The sequence below is a fragment of the Acidovorax facilis genome (assembly GCF_050626955.1).
In the GTDB taxonomy this organism is placed as follows: Bacteria; Pseudomonadota; Gammaproteobacteria; order Burkholderiales; family Burkholderiaceae_C; genus Acidovorax; species Acidovorax facilis.
The window spans coordinates 1,476,299-1,489,475 of sequence record NZ_CP192460.1 but is presented as its reverse complement, the minus strand read 5'-3'; the positions used below and the strand labels follow the sequence as shown (position 1 = coordinate 1,489,475).

General features: G+C 58.5%; 10 protein-coding genes. 6 read left to right on the top strand and 4 right to left on the bottom strand.

Annotation, left to right across the window (positions count from 1 at the left end):
* The first annotated feature begins 144 nt into the window (after positions 1-144).
* The 5 genes from ACQ4MJ_RS06760 to ACQ4MJ_RS06740 all read left to right on the top strand — a co-directional run bounded on the left by ACQ4MJ_RS06760 (position 145) and on the right by ACQ4MJ_RS06740 (position 7,107).
* Positions 145-555 (top strand): hypothetical protein, encoded by a 411-nt coding sequence (locus ACQ4MJ_RS06760; protein WP_431149473.1) that lies wholly within the window; start codon positions 145-147, stop codon positions 553-555.
* 42 nt (positions 556-597) lie between these two features.
* Positions 598-1,704: a DUF72 domain-containing protein gene (locus tag ACQ4MJ_RS06755; RefSeq protein WP_431149474.1), complete on the top strand. Its 1,107-nt coding sequence runs from the start codon at positions 598-600 to the stop codon at positions 1,702-1,704.
* Between the two features lie 537 nt (positions 1,705-2,241).
* Positions 2,242-5,706 (top strand): hypothetical protein, encoded by a 3,465-nt coding sequence (locus ACQ4MJ_RS06750; protein WP_431149475.1) that lies wholly within the window; start codon positions 2,242-2,244, stop codon positions 5,704-5,706.
* On the top strand, positions 5,703-6,695 hold the full coding sequence (locus ACQ4MJ_RS06745; protein ID WP_431149476.1) for an RHS repeat-associated core domain-containing protein: 993 nt from the start codon (positions 5,703-5,705) through the stop codon (positions 6,693-6,695). Before ACQ4MJ_RS06750 ends, ACQ4MJ_RS06745 begins: the two co-directional genes overlap by 4 nt.
* Positions 6,688-7,107 carry a hypothetical protein gene (locus ACQ4MJ_RS06740; RefSeq protein WP_431149477.1) on the top strand — a complete coding sequence of 140 codons (420 nt, stop codon included), beginning with the start codon at positions 6,688-6,690 and terminating at the stop codon, positions 7,105-7,107. Before ACQ4MJ_RS06745 ends, ACQ4MJ_RS06740 begins: the two co-directional genes overlap by 8 nt.
* An 806-nt stretch (positions 7,108-7,913) precedes the next feature.
* On the opposite strand, the gene ACQ4MJ_RS06735 is transcribed toward ACQ4MJ_RS06740, so the two are convergent.
* The 4 genes from ACQ4MJ_RS06735 to ACQ4MJ_RS06720 all read right to left on the bottom strand — a co-directional run bounded on the left by ACQ4MJ_RS06735 (position 7,914) and on the right by ACQ4MJ_RS06720 (position 11,276).
* Positions 7,914-9,116 (bottom strand): multidrug effflux MFS transporter, encoded by a 1,203-nt coding sequence (locus tag ACQ4MJ_RS06735; protein WP_228898373.1) that lies wholly within the window; start codon positions 9,114-9,116, stop codon positions 7,914-7,916.
* Between the two features lie 99 nt (positions 9,117-9,215).
* Positions 9,216-10,238: a GGDEF domain-containing protein gene (locus tag ACQ4MJ_RS06730; protein ID WP_431149478.1), complete on the bottom strand. Its 1,023-nt coding sequence runs from the start codon at positions 10,236-10,238 to the stop codon at positions 9,216-9,218.
* A 280-nt stretch (positions 10,239-10,518) separates the two neighbouring features.
* Complete coding sequence (locus tag ACQ4MJ_RS06725) at positions 10,519-10,734, bottom strand: hypothetical protein (RefSeq protein WP_431149479.1); 216 nt, start codon at positions 10,732-10,734, stop codon at positions 10,519-10,521.
* A gap of 293 nt (positions 10,735-11,027) precedes the next feature.
* A complete protein-coding gene (locus ACQ4MJ_RS06720) occupies positions 11,028-11,276 on the bottom strand; it encodes a hypothetical protein (RefSeq protein ID WP_431149480.1) in 249 nt (82 codons plus the stop codon).
* 881 nt (positions 11,277-12,157) lie between these two features.
* Between ACQ4MJ_RS06720 and ACQ4MJ_RS06715 the strand changes: the two genes are divergently transcribed.
* Positions 12,158-13,021: a Crp/Fnr family transcriptional regulator gene (locus ACQ4MJ_RS06715; RefSeq protein ID WP_431149481.1), complete on the top strand. Its 864-nt coding sequence runs from the start codon at positions 12,158-12,160 to the stop codon at positions 13,019-13,021.
* The last annotated feature ends 156 nt before the right edge of the window (positions 13,022-13,177 follow it).

The window sequence follows — 13,177 nt, the reverse complement described above, 5'->3', positions numbered from 1 at the left end:
GACTCGGTCAAACAAACGAACAAAAACGCGAAGCGCGGGAGTTTGCCACAGGCACTATTGGTAACAACCCGTGGGAACAACCGGCCTTGCCATGAGGGCGGGGTGGGCTGTCTAGAATGCTCCAGCCTTCAAGACAGCCCCTTCATGCAGCCCTTGCCCTTCCCCATCCGCACAGAATGCCCGCCCGGTGCCTGTGTCTGCGACCGGGACGCGCTGCTGCAATCCCCCGATGCCGTGCTGGAGGCACGCATCCTGCAGCTCACCCAGGCTGAAGAAAAGAAGTTGCTGCAGCGGCTGGAGAACATCACCAGCCTGAGCGACCTGCGGCGTTTGCAGGAGCGCATGGAGCAGCAGCTGGGCCTGCAGCTGACCATTGCCCCCAGCCCCAACGAAGTGCGCACCCTGCGCGGCATCACCATCCTGGTCCACGAGCAGCGCGGCCTGTGCCGCAAGACGCGCCAGGCCATCCCGGCCGCCATCAAGAAGGGCATGGACCAGCGACCGGAGATCACGTACGAGTTGCTGAACGAGCGCGGGTTGTTCTCGGGGTTGTGACCCCGCGCATCCGCCTCTTTGCCCACCCGCCCTGCCCGCCGCATGCAAGACGACCTGTTCGGCAGCCCCGAAGCCCTAACACCTCCTGTGCCTTCGCGGCATTCCACCCGGCCGACCAAAGCCGATGCGCCCGAAGCCGCAGAACACGCCGCGCCGCCTGCTCCGCGCAAACGCTCCAGCCAGGTAACCGCGATGGCGCACGACGATGCGCTCACCGCCCTGGCCGCCGCCCTGCCCCGGCAGTTGCGCCTGGGCACCTCCAGCTGGACCTACCCCGGCTGGAAGGGCCTGGTGTGGGAGGGCGAACATTCCGACACGCAACTGTCCAAACAAGGCCTGGCGGTGTATGCCCAGCACCCGCTGATGCGCACCGTGAGCATTGACCGCAGCTTTTACCGGCCCCTCACCGTGAGCCAGTACGAACGCTACGCCTCGCAGGTGCCCGACGACTTCCGGTTTGTGGTGAAGGCACCAAGTGTGGTAACCGATGCCCTGGTGCGCAGCGAAGACGGCCGGGGCCGCCAGCCCAACCCGGCGTTTTTGAGCCCCGAACTGGCCCGCAGCGAGTGTGTGGAGCCTGCCCTGCAAGGCCTGGGGCACAAGCTAGGCGCACTGGTGTTCCAGCTCAGCCCGCTCCCGCTGGCGCAGCTGGACCGCATGCCCCTCCTGCTGGAGCGCCTGCGCGCCATGCTGCTCGCGCAGCCCGCACTGGCGCCACTGGCATCCGATGGCGTCATCGCCGTGGAAGTGCGCGACCCCGAATGGCTGACCCCCGACTTTGCCGCCGTCCTGCGCGAAGCTGGCGCCACCTACTGCCTGGGCCTGCACGCCAAGATGCCGCCGCTGCAGGCCCAGCTGCCCATGCTGCGCGCGCTGTGGCCCGGCCCCCTGGTGTGCCGCTGGAACCTGAACCCGGTGCATGGCCCCTATGGCTATGAAGAGGCGGAGCGCCTGTACGCCCCCTACGACCGCCTGCACCACCCCGACCTGCCCACCCGAGCGGAACTGGCCAGCGTGATAGCAGGCATCACGCGCCGGGGGCAGAACGCTTTTGTGACCATCAGCAACCATGCTGAGGGCTGCGCGCCGCTGACGGTGCGCGGTGTGGCCGACGAAGTGGCTGCGGTGCTGGCGGCAGCGCCACGCTAACTGCATACCGGCCGCAGAGGCGTCCAAGCCTTTGAGCATGGGCACAGAGGGCACGGTGGCAAGACCCATGCCGTATGCATCCTCGGAAAGCGGGAAGCTCACATATTCAGAGCTGCCAGCGCTTATCTATGAAGCGCCAGGGCCGATTTTCGTCCATATTTTTAGAACAGTATGCATGGTATGTGTTCACCAGCGCGCGCCCAAAAAAGCCGAGCTGCACGGCGCAGGCGTCGGGCCGCAGGGGCTGACGTGAACAAACGACCAAATGGCTTTGAGCAGAGCCATCGCATCCCCTCAGGCCAACCACAGGGCCCTGCACCGTCACACGATTGCCCGGTGGCTTTTTGGGATGGGCTTGCCAAATTGCATCGAGACCTCAGGCATTCGCACCGATAGGTACCTAACCTGAATGTCGCCGAACAACACCTACCAGAGTTGGTAGTTACGAACTCTTGACAGGAATTTTCTAATTGGCACCGACTTCAGCGCGTGCGCCACAGCACCGGGTATTTTTGCAAATGATACTTACTGCGACCGATGATATCGGTTTTCACCACGGGTAATGTAATAGATGTTCCCATTGATCGACAGCAGATTCCAAACAATACTAATCACCGGGAGGAAATTTTGAAAAATAAATCCACAAAATGGCTGTGGGTCGTGTTATTTGCTACAGCAAATATCGGACATGCACAAGAGGCGATTCCAGATTTTTACAAAGAACCGGGGATTCAGCCCAACAGAGCATTTGTCAATCAGAGCCAAAATGAAAATATTGACCCGTTTACTGGTGCACTCCAGCGGCACTATATCGACCTCAGAATTCCTGGCAACGGTGGAATGGATTTAACCATCGTCCGTTCTTACAACAGCAGCAGTGTAGATCCTGCCAACCCAACACAACCCCGAACGAGCATTGGCTTGGGGTGGACCCTGCATTTTGGTCGCATTCTGAAGTCTCGCAATTCATACCCTTGCCTGAATCAGAACCTTGAGTCCGTTTCAGACAACCCCATCCTGGAACTCCCGGATGGCAGTCGGCAGTTGCTTACCTTCACTGGCCAAAGCTCTCCATTGATGCTTACCACGCAACGATGGAAGGCCATGTGCAGCACCAGCGGGACAGGCTTGATTATCACCTCCCCCGACGGGATGATTTATGACATGACCCAAGCATTGGGACCGGGATCGACCGCCAATCCAATGTATGAATGGCACACAAAAAAAATCACAGATCGCAATGGAAACTACATCACCATTAGCTATGCATCAGCTTCCAGCTCAGAAATTCGAAGTATTACCACTAGTGATGGAAGGTCCGCTTCCTTTACATACATTGACTCAGGAAAAACAACTGCTCGAATTAGCAGCATAACCAGCGCCGGCCAAACCTACGATTACTCGTACAAGCCCTCGGGCATCGCAGGCGTCTATCAACTAAGCACCGTCACCAGGCCTGATAACAACAGCTGGGAATATGATTATTCAGAAAACAATGGTGCCACTGCTGGCAGCTATCTCATGCGCTCGGCTACAACGCCGCAAGGCGGGACGATCAGCTACACCTACGATTTTGTATTTTTTGACTCGCAGTCCAATCCAGCCAGCAAATCCAATGTCGTGAGCCGCAAGTCAATGAGTACAGGAGGAAGCTGGTCATTCGACTATTCCCCTGGAGGCAATAGCTCTCTGGATACGACTCGAGTCACCTCGCCAGAAGGAACGACAACATACAAGCATGTAGGCCCCAACTATGCCGGCGCTGGCAGCGTCTGGAAGGTTGGTTTGTTGATCCAAAAACGCATTGGCGACGAACAAACTGAACAATACACCTGGAGTGGACAGAGAATTTCCACAGAAACCTATGTCCGCCCCGGTGCATTTGTGACCAGATTCGATTATCTTGAAACCAATGCACCGTTGCTCACACGCAAAACCATTACTCGCGACGGCGGTAGCTACGATACTGCCTATAGCAATTTCGATAGCTATGGAAACCCACGCACCATCACCGAATCAGGCACAAGGGGTGGCGACAGAACAACCACCGTCAGCTACTATACCAATACATCGAAGTGGATCATCAGGCAGCCACAAAACGAAACATCATCAGGCCATACCATTACGCGGGATTTCGATAGCAGCGGCAACATGACCAATGAAACAAAAAATGGTATATCGATCAGCCGAACCTACGATAGCGCCGGCAATGTAAGCAGTGCCACCTTCCCAAGGTCGCTAACGCATAGTTATTCCAACTACAGCCGTGGTGTTGCACAAAACGAAAGCCAGCCTGAAGGAATTTCGATAACACGAGAAGTTAGCAGCGCTGGCAATGTAACCTCTGAAACCATTGGGGGTGAAACAACTCGCTATGGATATGACTCCATGAACAGGATCACATCCGTGGACTACCCAGAGGGCAATAACGTCAACATCAGCTACACAAGCCGAAGCCGCACAGCAACACGTGGATCGCTGACAGAAACGATCAACTACAACTCCTTCGGAAGAGTATTCTCAGTCACCCGAGGGGGTATCAGTACCTCATACTCCACAGATGCACTGGGGCGCACTACATTCATATCTAATCCCGGCAGCAGTTCGGGTACATCGTACTCCTACGATATTTTGGACCGGGTGACTCAAATCCGAAACCCTGATGGAACATCGAAATTTATCAACTATGGATCTGCTTCCAAATCGGTGCGTGATGAAAATGGCAATACCACCATTCATTACTACCGCGCATATGGCGATCCTGACAAAAAATTCCTGATGGCCATCACTACGCCTGATTCCAGCGCGAGCATGGACTACGACCGTAACAGCAAGGACCTTATTACGTCTGCAAAGCAGGCTGGGATAACAAGGCGCTACTCTTATAACAGCAGTGGTTACATGATTTCCGCAACCCATCCAGAAACTGGCACAACAACCTACGGCCGGGATGCAGCGGGCAATATGACATCCAAGAATGTAGGATCTTCAGGCACCACCACGTACAGCTATGACAACCAGAATCGGCTGAGAACCGTCAATTACACAGGCGCTACGCCTTCTGTCACCCACACCTATGACAACAGGCACCGTTTACTGCGGACATTCTCGACAGATGCTACCCGCAGCTTTTCCTACGATGGGAACGGAAATCTTCAGTCTGAAACATTAAATGCCAACGGGATGACCTGGACGGCCAGGTATGGGTACAACGATAACGACCACCTAACTTCCATTACCTATCCACTCTCCGGTGAAATTGTTCGCTACGGCGTGGATGCGCTCGGGCGCCCCACTTCCGTCTCCGGCTATATCACCAGTGTCAGCTATTGGCCATCAGGCCAGGTCAACAGGATTATGTATGCCAATGGCGTCTCCTCGGAGTACAGCCAAAACTCCCGCCTGTGGCCCAGTTCATTTTCTACGGTCCGGTCATCCACCGCCTACAGCCGGTCTTCATTTACGTACGATGGTGTTGGTAACTTGACCAAAATTTCGGACAGCATCGACGATACTTATGATCGCACCTTGGGATATGACAATCTTGATCGCCTGACCAGCCTGAGAACACCGCAAGGTTCTGGAAGTATTTCCTACGACGGCGCTGGAAATATCACGACGCAGACCATTCCAGGATTGCGGCTTTCCTACCACTACGACAGCAGCAATCTGCTCAGTAGCATGACGGCAACGCCAGGCAACACTGCAAATCACTCATACGACGCCATGGGCAACATCATCGTGCGCGGCCCCCGAACATTTGAGTACGACAGCGTTCCCAATCTCAAGTGCATCAACTGCTCAACCGCCGCCACTCGGGTGCAATACGCCTACGACGGGGACCAAAAGCGCACCCAGGTTATCCAGGCAGGCATCACAACGCATGAGTTCCACGGCGCCCACGGCAACCTGCTGGCCGATTACTCCCCTGGCTCCCGCAGACTGGTCCAGTACATCTACCTGAACGGCAAGCGCATCGCCCTGAAGGGGTCCGCACAATGATCTCTACGCTCCACTCCTTCTCGTTGCGTCTTCTGATGCGCCTGGCCCTTCTTCTGGCCTTCGGCGCCTTTGCGGCCAGCGCTGGCGCCCAGACCACCGTCACGTTCTTTCACAACGACGTCCTGGGCAGCCCGGCCATCGCCACCGATGCCGATGGCGCCGTGGTCTGGAAGGAAAACTACCTGCCCTACGGGCATCGCCAGAGAGCTCCCGCCGCTGGTGCCAACAACAAGCTGGGGTTTGCAGGCAAGCCCTTCGACCAAAGCCACTGGATTTCCTACATGGGGGCGCGCTACTACATCCCTCTGATAGGGCGTTTTACGGGCGTTGATCCCAAAGATTTTTCTCCAGAAAATCCGCACAGCTTCAATCGCTATGCGTATGCCAACAACAATCCCTACAAGTATGTAGACCCGGACGGTAAAATCGCCGATACGGTTTGGGATGCCTTTAATCTATCCATAGGTTTTCAGAGCTTGGTCAGCAATGTCCGTGCGGGCAACTGGAGCGGTGCAGCGGTTGATGGCGTGGGCATGACCCTGGATGGGGTGGCTGCTGCCATCCCTATGATGCCGGGCGGGGCTGCTGCAGGAATTGCGGCTTATCGGGTTGGGAATGTTGCGGCGAAAAGCGCTGAGGCGGCGGCCGATATGGCGAGAGCAGCCGGGAGGACAAGCGGTGCCGCAGCTGAGTTGCGCATCGGGGACCGTGTATTTACTGACGTGAGCACGGGAGGCTCTACTCGTACCTTAAATTCACAGGTTCAAGCCGCTTTAGAAAACGTTCCGCAGGCACAACGAGCGCCTTGGCATGGGCATTGCGCCGAAATGGGTTGTCTGAGCCAGGCGATAAATGCAGGAGTTAATCCTGCGGGCGGAAGCAGCCGAGCAGTAAATATCGGCACTTCTGGTCGTGGCCATGGCACGCCGAAACCTACTTGTTCAAGCTGCAGAAATGTACTGGACCAACATGGAATTAAGCATGATTGACAAAGTCAGGCTAGAGGCCTATCTGGCAAAAGTCACACAGCGCTTCAGCGTGAGGGAAGCACACGCAATTCTGGCGAAATTCATGTGTCGCTGTTTATTGCTAGTTCAGCACATCTTGCCAGAAGTTGGGCGTAATGCTCTAAACGTAGCTAAGGTTTTTTGGTTAGAGGGGGGGGGACAAGCGGAGGCTCTTTTGGCGGCTCGTGTTGAGTGTTGGAAATATTTGGATGAAAAAAACGGAAGTACCAACATTCAAGATCTGGAAGACAAAGCTATGCGAGCCTTGATTTGCGTTCTCTACGCTGAGCCAGAAGACGATGAATTTTCGGTTGAAACGGTTCGTTGGTTTTTTGATTTATTTAACCAAATAGGCAACTATTCAGATGAAACCATTCATTACATGGATATTTGATGGAAATAATAGTTGGATAAAGAAAAAACAGGGGAGGCAATAGGTTATCAATCTGGATACGGAATTTACCAACTCCAACGGGCGGCACGCCACAGCACGGTCATGTACGGACACTGCAACTGAGGCTGGGTGTGAACTATGGCCAAGCCTGTATTTCTAGTTGACTTCAGCCAAATGCTGGAGTGGAGCCTCGTTTTGCTAGCGCGAGAGGACTCGAGGACCGACTCGCATGGCCGCGTTGTCCATCTAAAAGCGGGGATGAGAGTTTCTGTATATATGTACGACACCGACACGGATGGTCACCCGGACAATTTGTTCGCAGACGGCATTGTTGAGGAAAATCGATCAACTGGCTGGAGGCTCACGTGAAGTGGTGTTGTCGAATCGACATCAAGGGCATACGACATCAGTCTGACGTTTAACCGTGAATCTTGGCAGCACAGATCGTTGAAGCGGCTTTCGGCGCTGCTTGGGCGGTTCGGAGGAAAAGCGACGCTGTAGCGGAGTTGCATGTCGGGCACTGCGGTGTAATGTGAACGACGGTCACCCAGGTCACCCTAGGGGGCATCACAACGCATGCGTTCCACGGCGCCCACGGCAACCTGCGTGCCGACTACTCTCCTGGCTCCCCAGGGAGACTGGTTCAGTACATTTACCTGAACGGCAAGCGCATCGCATAGAAGGAGTCCGCATAGTGGCCGTCTCATAGCAGCCAAGTACTCCTATATTCATAGCTTCCAGCGCTTATTCATCAAGCGCTAGAGGCACTTTTTATTCAAATTTTCCACAAGCGCTTGTGGCACGGGCTAGGCATGCACCATCGCCCCGCGCCTGCCGCCCAGCGTGATCCACGCCAGCGCCACGCCCACCAGCGCCCCGGTGGCCATGCCGACTACCATGGGCAGGGGCTTGCCGGTGGCAAACAGGCCGACCACGCCCATGGCCAGGGCGCCCGTCAGCATTTGCAGCGTGCCCAGCAGGGCCGATGCCGTGCCGGCGATGGCGCCATGTTTCTCCAGCGCCAGCACCGAGGTGGTGGGGATCACCAGCCCCATGAGCGCGCTGGCCACAAAGTACAAACCGATCAGCACGGCCAGGTCATCGCCGCCCAGCAGGTAGTAAAGCAGCAACGACGCCATGACCGCGCCCGAGGCCGTGGCCGCCGCCTTCACCACCCGCACCATGCCAAAGCGCTCACCCAGCGTGGCGGTGAACTGGGAGGCGCCGATGAACGCCGCCGCGTTAACCCCAAAGGCCAGGCTGTACTGCGTGGGCGTCAGCCCGTAGTGGTTGATGAGCACAAACGGCGAGCCCGCCAGGTACACAAAAAACCCGGCCATGGCACAGCCGCCAATGAACACCAGGCCCAGGTAGTGCCAGTCGCGCAGCAGCAGCGCGTAGGCGCGCAGGGCGCCGCCCAGGCTGCTTTCCACGCGGTCGGACGCGGGGCGCGTCTCCTGCAAGCTGCCGTACACCAGCGCCAGCCCCGCTACGGCGGCCACAGCCACCACCCAGAAGACGCCGCGCCAGCCCGTGAGCGCAATCACCCCGCTGCCCGCCAGCGGAGCCAGGATGGGCGACACGCTGAACACCAGGATCAGCAGCGACATCAGCCGCGCTGCATCGGTGCCCGTGTGCAGGTCGCGCACCACGGCACGCGGTATGGCCATACCCGCCGCCGCGCCCAGGCCCTGCAAAAAGCGCAGGGCCACCAGGGTTTCGATGTCACTGGCCAGCGCACACCCCACGCTGGCCACCGTGAACAGGCCCAGGCCAAAGTACAGCGGCGGCTTGCGCCCCACCATGTCGGAGATAGGGCCGTAGAACAGCTGACCAGCCCCCAGCGCCAGGAAAAACGCCGTCAGGCTCCACTGCACAGCGCCCACCGATGCCCCCAGGCTGGCGCCAATATCGGGCAGCGCGGGCAGGTACATGTCGATGGCAAAGGGGCCGATGGCCGAGAGCAGGCCCAGGATGAGGGCCATTTTGAGGAAGCGGGAAAAATGCATAGCCGCCCATTGTCACCATTTCGGTGCACACCACTCGGGTAAACCCTGAATGAACGGCCAACAGCGCTACCCGGGCACGGCAGGTACTGCGCCCGCCCTTCAGTCCGGAGCCAGTTCGATGCGGTTGCGCCCGGCCTGCTTGGCGCGGTACATGGCGCGGTCGGCGCGGCGCACCAGTTCTTCGGGGGCCTGGTCACGCTGGGGCACCAGGCTGGCCACGCCAAAACTCACGGTAACGATGCCAAAGGGTGCCCCCTCATGCGGCAAGGCCAGCGCCTGGATGGCCTGCTGGATCTGGCGGGCCACTTCCATGGCAGCCTGCGCGTCCGACGCCGGCAGCAGCACCACAAACTCCTCGCCACCAAAGCGCGCCGCCAGATCACCCTCGCGGCGCCCGCCGGTTTGCGCCAGGGTGAGGGCCAGCGCCTGCAGGCAGGCATCGCCCGCCAGGTGACCATAGTGGTCGTTGAAGTGCTTGAACACGTCCACGTCCAGCATGATCAGCGAGAGCGGCGTCTGCGCCCGCTGAGCGCGGGCCCATTCGTGCGCCAGGGTCTGGTCAAAATGGCGGCGGTTGGCAATGCCGGTGAGCCCATCGGTGTTACTAATCAGTTGCAGCCGCTGGTTGGCCTGCGCCAGGGCCTGGGTGCGCTCTTCCACCAGCGCCTCCAGCTCCAGGTTGCGCTGCTGCAGGCGGCCTACCGGGTACACCTCGCCGTCACGCGCCAGGCCGTAGGGGATGGAAATGCTGCTGTGGGCAATCTTCCAGTCGCCCTCCTCATGGCGAAACACCAGCACCAGCCGCGCGGTCTCGCGGGCAAACAGTGCGTCAGGAATGGGCAGCCGGATGTGGAAAAACGCCGTGACGGCCACCACGTCATCGCACAGTTCCTGGGGGAAGAGGTCTACCACGTCAATGCCGATGCGGCCGGGCACCTGGGCAAAGTCCTGCAAGGTGACGTCAACCCAATCGCTACGGCTCTTGACCAGCTGGTCGCTGCTGCCCGCAAAGCCGCTGAAGTTGTCACTAAAACGGGTGACCAGCCTTGCGTCCCGCGCGGCATACATTTCGATGTATTCATCAAACAACAGGCGGATCAGTCGCTGGCGTTCCGGTGACATGGGCGGGTTCCTCTGGAGCAGCGTTGGGGTGGTGCGTGCGGCCTGCTGTGCAGGCGGGGCTGGGCGCTCTGATGAATGTAGCACTGCGTGCGCGTGCTGTGCCCCATGGGCGGCCCGGAACACCCAACACTCTGATGACGCGGTTGCAAGCGTTGGGTAAACGTGAAGGGCCCGTTGGAGTCGAAATCCTCGGCACTGCGCTCGCACTAGACGCTCAAGGCCCGAGAGGCGCCAGGCTAGGAATGTGGCCTCGGTTGCGCGATCAGGGATGCAGTTCGGTTCAGCGCGCCCACATAGGACCCACGGTCGGCGATGTGGTCATCGCCGTCGCGCTGGGGAGGACAAAGTGATAAATGTTGTCGTTCAGATAACGCGCAACCTCAAGCACGTCGTCCTCGCCCCACGCCAGCTTGGCCTCGCCCTGCCACTTGCGCACCTCGGACCGCAGGCTCGTCCAGTCTGTGACGGCCTTGCTGGCGCGCCAATGCAGCTGCACGGTGTGACAGGCGCTGCAATGTGTCGCATAGAGCAATTCGCCGCGACCCTGGGCCATAGCAGGGTTTGCAACCACTGCGATGCAGAACACAGTGCCAACAACAACCCCACGCAAGACCAATAGCTTCGATAGGTACGCTGTCATTCATCTGCTTTCAAAGGGTGAATCCCGCAACACCCGCAATGCCGACGGGCTGGGCGCCGCAGCCTACCGACGCGGCCACCCAGAAGGTTGCAGTGTCCCCGAACGATCACACGACCTCGGAACCATGGCGAGCACACTGCGGGGCGGGTTCAAGCCGCCCACGCGAACGAAGCGAGTAACAGCAAAACCGCGATAGCAGCCATGGTCGTCCAAAACCGATTCGCGATGATTTCGTTCATGGCCTTGACCTCGCTTCGGAGTAAAAAGAACCGCCCGCGCGCGCGCCGACACTCCTTCACGTGCGTAGACAATTCGGCCAGTTCTGCGGGCGTCGGGCTGGGCATTTCACCGAATGCCGACGTGCTCCACTGAAGTGTTTGACGGTGAGAGGTTTGCATAAACTGCTCCAATCTTTGAGCGCAGGGCGTCCACACGCGTGGTCAATCAATATGCGGCAGACCTGGAAAGAACGCCCATGCCAGCGCCATTGCACCGCACCATCCGCCCACATGGTTGCGCCCTTGAGGCGAGGTGTACCGGAGACGCATCAAGTCGCGCCAGAAGTTCCCGGTGCGCCCCCCTTGGGCATCAGCGGATGCTGAACGGAGGGTGCGGATCGACGCAATTGCTCCAGTGCATCCAGGCACCCGTCAAGTACATCGCCAGGGGTCTGTAACAGAGAGACCGCGCCATCGGACGGAGCCCTTCCGCATGCCGTCCGCGCTAAGGTTTCGAGCACAGCCCTGAACAACAGATCCCAATCCTCCGTTTCAAGGCCTGCGGCTGCGGGCTGAGGATCGGGCTTGTTGGGGGGAGGTCGCACCGGCAAACTGGTCTCCGTCAGGCTGGGGGAGGCATCCACAAGGGGCCACGGCCTCGATAGCCCTCCCTGCGCTTCCTTTCGTTCGGTCAGGGACTTCGTTGAAAACAATGGAAAGGCTGATTGAAACCTGCTTCGCAAGGTCATCGCCTTCGACATGTCGGGTTCAGTCATTGTCATTGGATTGCTCCTATCAAAATTCTTCGCACTCACCATGCATGTCCGTTGGGGGTGAACTTGCCACTTGCGCCAGATGGACACCCCAACAGCATGTTTTTAAAACGCGGCCACCTCTGCGTCTGTACGGTTGCGCACTCTGCCGAGCGCCGCAGATGCGCTGCCTGCGCGGGTGCAGGCAAAGTCGTCGATCCGTCAAAGGCAAGATCGATCGGAAACTGACAGAGATCAAACAAACAGCGGCTATTCGTGTGGTGGCGGACAACTCTTACGTTTCGGAACATGGCGTTTTCTTGGGGGGTGGGATTACCGTTCTGCTGGTCGGTTTTCGATCTTTGCCGCCAGGCATCACCCGAAAGGAAAATCGTGATCTTTGATGCCCACCCCGCAGAAAACCTCTTGGTGAGCGCGCTACCGGATTCAGACCAGCGCCGCTGGCACCATCTGCTCGAACCTGTGCATTTGCAACTGGGCCAGGTGCTCAGTGAGTCTGGGCAGACGCCCAGCCACGTCTACTTCCCGACCACCGCCATCGTGTCCATACTTCACGTACTCCAGGATGGCTGCTCTACAGAAGTTGCGATGGTGGGTCGTGAAGGAGTCGTGGGCATTTCATCCTTCCTGGGGGGCGTAACCACTCCGAGCTGCAGCGTCGTTCGAAGTGCCGGTCAGGGTTTTCGGCTCGCGGCCGGCCTGATCCAGGAAGAGTTCGAGCGGCATGCAACCGTCAAGCAGCTGATGCTGAAGTACACGCAGGCGCTGATGTGCCAAATGCTCCAAAACGCAGTCTGCAACCGACATCACTCCGTTGAACAGCATATCTGCCGTTGCCTTTTGGAAAGCCTGGATAGGCTGGGAGGCAACGAGCTCGTGATGACACATGAGCTCATTGCACAAATGCTCGGCGTGCGGCGCAGCGGGGTCACCGAGGCAGCGCTGAAGTTGCAGGCAGCGGGATTGATCCGTTACCACTCAGGCCACATCACGGTGCTTGACCGTCGTGGCCTGGAGCACCGCAGCTGCGAGTGCCTCGCCGTCGTGAAGCGCGAATGCGCTCGGCTGTTGCCAGACTTGAGGGCGGCTTCAGACACCTTCTCTCCAAGGGATAGCGCCCTGGTCCCTGACCTCCGTCTTGTTCACTCTTGAGGCTTCCAGAATTCGTCCCCTCCCCTTCACCGTTCACAGCATTCACTGTGCATGCCCTTCCCCCTGAGGCTGTCGAGCGGCTTTCACGCACCGTGGGCGATCCAAAAACCTGCGCGAACAAGCAGGGCTGGTCGGTGGCACTGAACCTCAACGCCC

Bases quoted from the DNA above. Each gene is read 5' to 3' on its own strand.
- ACQ4MJ_RS06735 (WP_228898373.1), bottom strand. From the start codon at position 9,116: ATGCATTTTTCCCGCTTCCTCAAAATGGCCCTCATCCTGGGCCTGCTC.
- ACQ4MJ_RS06720 (WP_431149480.1), bottom strand. From the start codon at position 11,276: ATGCAAACCTCTCACCGTCAAACACTTCAGTGGAGCACGTCGGCATTC.
- ACQ4MJ_RS06715 (WP_431149481.1), top strand. From the start codon at position 12,158: ATGGCGTTTTCTTGGGGGGTGGGATTACCGTTCTGCTGGTCGGTTTTC.
- ACQ4MJ_RS06750 (WP_431149475.1), top strand. From the start codon at position 2,242: ATGATATCGGTTTTCACCACGGGTAATGTAATAGATGTTCCCATTGAT.
- ACQ4MJ_RS06745 (WP_431149476.1), top strand. From the start codon at position 5,703: ATGATCTCTACGCTCCACTCCTTCTCGTTGCGTCTTCTGATGCGCCTG.
- ACQ4MJ_RS06740 (WP_431149477.1), top strand. From the start codon at position 6,688: ATGATTGACAAAGTCAGGCTAGAGGCCTATCTGGCAAAAGTCACACAG.
- ACQ4MJ_RS06730 (WP_431149478.1), bottom strand. From the start codon at position 10,238: ATGTCACCGGAACGCCAGCGACTGATCCGCCTGTTGTTTGATGAATAC.
- ACQ4MJ_RS06760 (WP_431149473.1), top strand. From the start codon at position 145: ATGCAGCCCTTGCCCTTCCCCATCCGCACAGAATGCCCGCCCGGTGCC.
- ACQ4MJ_RS06755 (WP_431149474.1), top strand. From the start codon at position 598: ATGCAAGACGACCTGTTCGGCAGCCCCGAAGCCCTAACACCTCCTGTG.